This window comes from Polynucleobacter sp. 39-46-10, assembly GCF_002282275.1.
In genome coordinates this window covers 1-5,922 of record NZ_NCJB01000138.1, presented here as the reverse complement: position 1 = coordinate 5,922, position 5,922 = coordinate 1, and the positions used below count along the sequence as shown (strand labels likewise).

The 5,922-nt window shown below is 44.7% G+C and carries 6 protein-coding genes; 5 read left to right on the top strand and 1 reads right to left on the bottom strand.

Features of this window, described 5'->3' with window-relative positions; translation table 11 throughout:
- Both B7X71_RS10795 and B7X71_RS10790 read left to right on the top strand, forming a co-directional pair.
- Positions 1 to 1,245 (top strand): lipase family protein (locus B7X71_RS10795; protein WP_293600733.1); only part of this gene is annotated, 1,245 nt, incomplete at its 5' end.
- 114 nt (positions 1,246 to 1,359) lie between these two features.
- A complete protein-coding gene (locus B7X71_RS10790; RefSeq protein WP_293600732.1) occupies positions 1,360 to 2,010 on the top strand; it encodes a cupin domain-containing protein in 651 nt (216 codons plus the stop codon).
- A 23-nt stretch (positions 2,011 to 2,033) separates the two neighbouring features.
- Here B7X71_RS10790 and B7X71_RS10785 read toward each other — a convergent pair whose 3' ends face one another.
- The gene (locus B7X71_RS10785) at positions 2,034 to 2,669 is read right to left on the bottom strand and encodes an NAD(P)H-dependent oxidoreductase (RefSeq protein ID WP_293598907.1); all 636 of its coding nucleotides are present in this window, start codon (positions 2,667 to 2,669) and stop codon (positions 2,034 to 2,036) included.
- A gap of 173 nt (positions 2,670 to 2,842) precedes the next feature.
- Here B7X71_RS10785 and B7X71_RS10780 point away from each other — a divergent pair, with 173 nt between their 5' ends.
- The 3 genes from B7X71_RS10780 to B7X71_RS10770 all read left to right on the top strand — a co-directional run.
- Positions 2,843 to 3,634 (top strand): hypothetical protein, encoded by a 792-nt coding sequence (locus tag B7X71_RS10780; protein ID WP_293600731.1) that lies wholly within the window; start codon positions 2,843 to 2,845, stop codon positions 3,632 to 3,634.
- 19 nt (positions 3,635 to 3,653) lie between these two features.
- Positions 3,654 to 4,511, top strand: a complete 858-nt coding sequence (locus tag B7X71_RS10775; RefSeq protein ID WP_293598279.1) for a hypothetical protein — start codon at positions 3,654 to 3,656, stop codon at positions 4,509 to 4,511.
- Between the two features lie 25 nt (positions 4,512 to 4,536).
- On the top strand, positions 4,537 to 5,922 hold a 1,386-nt coding region (locus tag B7X71_RS10770), incomplete at its 3' end, for an amidohydrolase (protein WP_293600730.1).

The following is a 5,922-nucleotide window of genomic DNA, read 5'->3' as shown; positions in this document are numbered from 1 at the left end:
TCCACTGTATATGCCGATCCACCAATGCCACCTTTTTATGCCTCCGTCATGAAAATGGCTCCTGAAGGTAAGTTGGGTCAAGTCATCTCTAAAGAGAAAATTGCAACATCTGTAAAAGGTGCGCAGGCTTGGAAGATTGCTTATATCTCATCTGATGTGGCTGGTCGTAAAACGATTGCTACTGGGACCATCATCGCGCCTGTTGGACCAAGCCCAAAAGAAGGAAGGCCAATATTGGCTTGGGCACATGGCACAACAGGTTCGGCTCAAAACTGTGGACCATCTCAAATTATTGATCCAACGGCTGCGTTAAATGAATATTTCCTGATGGACGGTAACTCTTGGACCGATTACGGAATTCCCAATGGTCAAGAGTTCATCAATCAAGGATATGTTGTTGTTGCTACAGACTACCAAGGCTTGGGTGGCGGTGGCAAGCATCAGTATGCTGTGGCACAAACAAACGGAAGGGACGTTATTAATTCTGCAAGAGCTGCCAGCTCTATGAAAGAAGTGGGCGCCGGTAAAAAGACTGTAGTGTATGGTTGGTCTCAGGGTGGTGGCGCTACTATTGCTGCCGCAAGCCTGCCAGACTACCAAGTCCTTCAAGGCACTGCAGCAGATAATCTGCAATATCTAGGATTTGTGGCGTTGGCACCAGAAGATGTAGCAGCCATGCTTCCAAATGTACCGGCTGATGAGGCAGGTGCGAAAAAACTCATGAATGGCTTTACCCAGGCTAATGTGCCAAACGTATTTCTGTTCGCCCACTATATGATGGGACTGTGGGGTACACAGGCGGCTTTTCCTGATCTGAAGCTATCCGATGTGCTGACTGATGAGGGTGTAAAAGTGGTAGATAAATTATCTAGAAACAAGTGCATGCATGTTCTAGCGGATACCTTTAGTTATGCTTATGGGGATAACTATAAAACTCTCCTGAAGCCAGAACCAAGCAACTCCTTGGCATGGGTCAAGGCATTTGTTAATGGCAGTGTTAAGCCGGTAAAACCTACTGCACCTGTTGTGATTTATTGGGGTACAAAAGATACCGCAGTTCCTCCAATCATGCATGAGCTTTATCAGAAGCAAATGTGCAGTATGGGTGCAAATGTAGGAAGAATTCAGCTGCCAGGAGAGCAGACACACTTTACGACTCCCGGAGTTTCAGCCCCGATGTATCTTGACTGGGTCAAGGATCGTATTGCTGGAAAACCATTGGCAAATAGTTGCCCTCAAAAGTAGGCTTAGTAATTCTCTATAGTAAGAAAACCACCTTCGGGTGGTTTTTTCTTTTGAGCAATAATTTCAATCCATTGTTATTCTTGTATCTAACAATTTATTACTGAAAAGATTTATATGGACATTCATTCTGACTACAGTAAGCGTGTAGTGCTGAATCACCAGGACCTACCGTGGATTTCAAGTCCTTCCGTAGGCATTGAGAGGCGCATGCTTGATCGTCAGGGTGATGAGGTGGCTAGAGCTACTTCGATCGTTAGATACGAAGCTGGTGCGAAGTTTCCAACCCATACCCATGAATTTGGAGAAGAGATCTTGGTGTTAGATGGAGTATTTTGTGATGAGACTGGCAACTATCCAGCCGGTACCTACATCATGAATCCTCCTGGCTCATCTCATGCGCCTTTTAGTGAGAAAGGCTGCACTCTTTTTGTCAAGTTACGACACTTGGGGCCTGAGCAGATCGAGCGTGAGATTGTCGATACCCATTCTGCACCATGGTTTCAAGGGATGGTGCCTGGTTTAACCGTAATGCCGCTGATGAGACAGGGTGCGGGCTCTACATTAGTTAGGTGGGCTCCTCAAACTTACTTCAACCCACACAAGCATTATGGCGGCGAAGAGATTTTTGTAGTGGATGGCGTATTTGAGGATGAGCATGGACGCTATCCAGCTGGTTCATGGATTCGCAGCCCCCATATGAGCTTGCATCAACCTTTTAGTAAAGAAGGTTGCACGATCTTTGTTAAGACCGGGCATTTAATCTAGATTGAATGCAAACTGATATTGCTTTATTTAATCCAAGAGATGAATTGCTCTTTCGCTCTCCGCACCTTTTTGAGTTTGACAAGCCAATCCTCATCGGCATTGCGATATCCCAAGGGGAGCAAGATGACGCTTCGTAAGCCCTTGGCAGACAGATTCAGAATGTCATCTACTGCCGGTGGATTAAAGCCTTCCATAGGAGTGCAGTCTACTTGTTCATAGGCTGCAGCAATTAGAGCCGTACCTAAACCAATATAGGCCTGCTTAGCAGCGTGAGTAAAGTTTGTTTCAGCGTCTCGAGCCGGATATGCTTTAAGCAGCATTTGGCGATATGCAGTGCCAGATTCGCTCGTAAAGTTACGAATAGATTCAGTCATATCAAACGCAGCATTGATGCGGTCTGCGGTGTAGTTATCCCATGCGGCAAAAACGAGTAAATGAGAGCAATCAGTGACTTGAGACTGGTCATTAGCAACTGCTCTAATCTTCTGGAGAATATCTTTATTGGTAATGACAATCACCTCGTAGGGCTGAAGTCCGCTTGAGCTTGCAGTTAGGCGAATAGCTTCGAGGATTTGCTCGACCTTATTTTCTGGAACCAGTTTTTCGGAATCCATCTTTTTAGTGGCGTAGCGCCACTGCAATTTATCAATTAAGCTCATTTGTTATCCTTTTAGGGTATTCGGGGTTGTTTTGGGTGAGTTTAGTGGAGGCTGGATTGAATTGCAGAAACACTCATTATTGGGGTTTCCAATAAGCCTTTAAATAGATAAAGCCCTTTAAAATAGCGATTGTTATTTTTATTACCTTTTTAATTCTGAATTATTCGCCCATTATGAAAAAACCCCTCTTTAAAACTTTCTTTGGAATCCTCGCACTACTGGCTTCCTCAAGTTTTGCTCTTGCCCAAGAAGTCTCTCCAATCCCTAAGGCATCAAATGAATGGCGCTTTGAAGTAACCCCTTATCTTTGGCTTACCGGCATCAAAGGCACTATGAATTTTGATAATGGCCTTGCTAAATCTGCGGATTTCACTTCAAGCGATGTTCTTGGTAACCTGAAGTCTGGTGGCATGATTGCAGCCGAGGCGCATAAAGGTAATTGGGGAATCATGGGTGATCTCATTTCTGCTACCTTGCAAAAATCAGGCTCGGTTCCAGTGTCGGGTGGAGCTGCTACTGTTGCAGACAGAATTACTTTGCAGCAGACTGTTTTAACTGGTGCTGCTACTTATACGCTAGCTAATACGAAAGATGCCTACGTAGATGCTTTGCTTGGCGTTCGATCAATCAATGTTACCGCTACACTTTTTGGCAACCTTGTTGGTACATCTGAGAAGGAATCTATTTCCAAAACGACATCCACAATTGATCCGATTATTGGTGCTAAGGGGCGCTACCGTATTGCAGACTCTAGTTGGTACATTCCTGCCTACGCTGATATTGGTAGCGGTGGTGGCACTACTAACCTAACATGGCAAGTAATGGCTGGCGTAGGTAAATCATTTGGTAGCTTGGTTGATGCTTCGCTAACGTATCGTGCGCTCTATTACGATATGAAAGCTGGTGGTGTTTTGCAAAAGACTACTATGCAAGGTCCTCAAGTTGCCATCACCTTTAAATTCTAATTGCCTCTAAAGATGCCTTATGAATCATTGCTCTAAAATTTTAGCCACTCTATTGCTAGTACTTTCTTGTGCAACTCCTGTGCTAGGTCAAGCTACACAAACGGGCAAATCTTCTGCTGTATCGGTGCCTGGCGGTGATGTGGATAAGGTCGGCATTGCCAAAAAATTGGCTAACCCAATCGCCAATATGATTTCAGTTCCTCTCCAGTATCAGTTCAGTCGAGGTGTTGGAAAAAATCAAGGTGGTTCAGAGCAAACTTTGCTGTTTCAACCAGTCATGCCATTTAATTTGGGTGGTGGCGATACTTTTATCGTTCGACCGATCGTAGCAGGTGTGAGAGAGACTAGTGTTCAAAATGCAGCGGGCCAATCATTTTCAGGTTATGGTATTGCAAGTGTTACGCTCGAATCCTTTTATGCGCCCAACACTAACTCCTCGTGGATCTGGGGTATTGGTCCTTATGCCCAATCACCTTCCGGCAATAGCGGCAAATTTGGATCTCAACAAACCGGCGCTGGTGTGACTGCAGTTGTTCTCAATCGTGCTGGGCCTTGGACTTATGGTGCATTGGGTTATCAATCTTGGAGTGTTGGCGGTAATCCAAGCTTTGGCACCCAAAACAATCTTTATGGCCAGCCTTTTATAGCCTATACGACTAAGACAGCCTGGACTATCACTGCCAATATGGAAGCGCAATATAACTATGATGCACGCCGTACCTCGAATCCCTTATATGCAGGGGTATCCAAGCTCATGGTGTTTGATGGAGTGCCATTTCAGTTTGGTGCTGGCCCAATGTATTACGTCAGCAACACGCCTGGTGGCCCATCTGGTTGGGGTGCTCGTGCTACTGCCACTCTCGTCATTCTGAAGTAATTTCCACTTAAATTAGGAATTCAATATGAAATTTGCACCAAAATTACTGGCCACATTATTGATGGCTAATTGCGCTATTGCCTTTGCTAAAGGTAATGCTGACACGATCTTTTATGGTGGTCCAATCGTCACTGTTAATGCTAAGAACGAAGAAGTTCAAGCATTGGCGGTCCAGAATGGCAAGATTGTTGCTGTTGGGACTAAGGATGCGGTTACCAAAGAGTGGCAGGCTAACACTACTAAATTGATTGATCTTCAAGGTCAAACGCTGATGCCAGGCTTTGTAGAACCACACGTGCACATCATGGTGACTGCAGTCTTTGAAGGCTTGGGATTAAATTTAAGTAATTTCACTTTGCCTTATGACACCAAAGAAACTTTAATTCAAAAAATGAAGGCGGGATTAAAGAATGTTCCAGCTGGTGGTTGGTTATTTGGCTTCGGTGTAGATCCATCACGTACAACGCCATTTATGGCGGAACTCACTGCTGATGATTTGGATAAGGTATCAACTACTGTTCCTATTTTTATCGTCAATCAATCTGGACATATCGGCTACGTGAATCACAAGGCTTTAGAGCTTGCCGGTGTTACAAATAAAACCCCAAATCCTGCCGGCGGCGGTATTTATGTGAAAGATGCAAAGGGTCAACTGACTGGCAAGCTAGTAGAGCCACCAACTTATTTGCCATTTATGGCCAAAATGCCAAACCCAACAGAAGAGCAATTGTTTGCTGCTATCCAAGGCACCATGAAGAAGATGGCATCAACAGGGGTGACTACTGCCTCCGAGATGAGTGTTGGTGGTAATTTTGGTGTTGATAAAGAGATCGCAATTTATAAAGCGATTTTTGCAAAGAATGCATCGCCAATTCGGGTGCGCGGATACTTATTTAGCGAGACTTTACCCGTTGGATATAAGGCCATTAAGCCGAATGAGGGTGACGATAAGTTACGCTTCATTGGCATTAAATATATTACTGATGGCTCTACCCAGGGTTTAACTGCTGCACTCAATCAACCCTACAGCTATCCCAAAGATAGCAAGTGGAGTGGCTCACTCAACTATAAGGATGCTGATATACAGGCATCTATGAAGTCATACTTTGATCAAGGTTGGCAGATTTCTTCACACTCCAATGGTGACAAGGCGATTGATCAGGCTTTAAATAGCTACGCTAAATTATTAGCAGGGAATCCTAAGCCGCAAGAGCGTCGTTTGCGGATTGAGCATTTCACGGTCAATCACCCGGAGCACGTTAAAAAGGCGGTCAAATTGGGTGTAATACCAAGTTTTACTATTGGCCACGTTGATTATTGGGGTGCAGCTTTTAATAATCACATCATTGGGTCTGAGCGTGCCGAGCGTATTGACCCGGCTGGAGACTTTAAGCGTGCTGGCGGTAAATTT

Coding starts and splice junctions, on each gene's coding strand:
- B7X71_RS10780 (WP_293600731.1), top strand. CDS start 2,843: ATGAAAAAACCCCTCTTTAAAACTTTCTTTGGAATCCTCGCACTACTG.
- B7X71_RS10785 (WP_293598907.1), bottom strand. CDS start 2,669: ATGAGCTTAATTGATAAATTGCAGTGGCGCTACGCCACTAAAAAGATG.
- B7X71_RS10775 (WP_293598279.1), top strand. CDS start 3,654: ATGAATCATTGCTCTAAAATTTTAGCCACTCTATTGCTAGTACTTTCT.
- B7X71_RS10790 (WP_293600732.1), top strand. CDS start 1,360: ATGGACATTCATTCTGACTACAGTAAGCGTGTAGTGCTGAATCACCAG.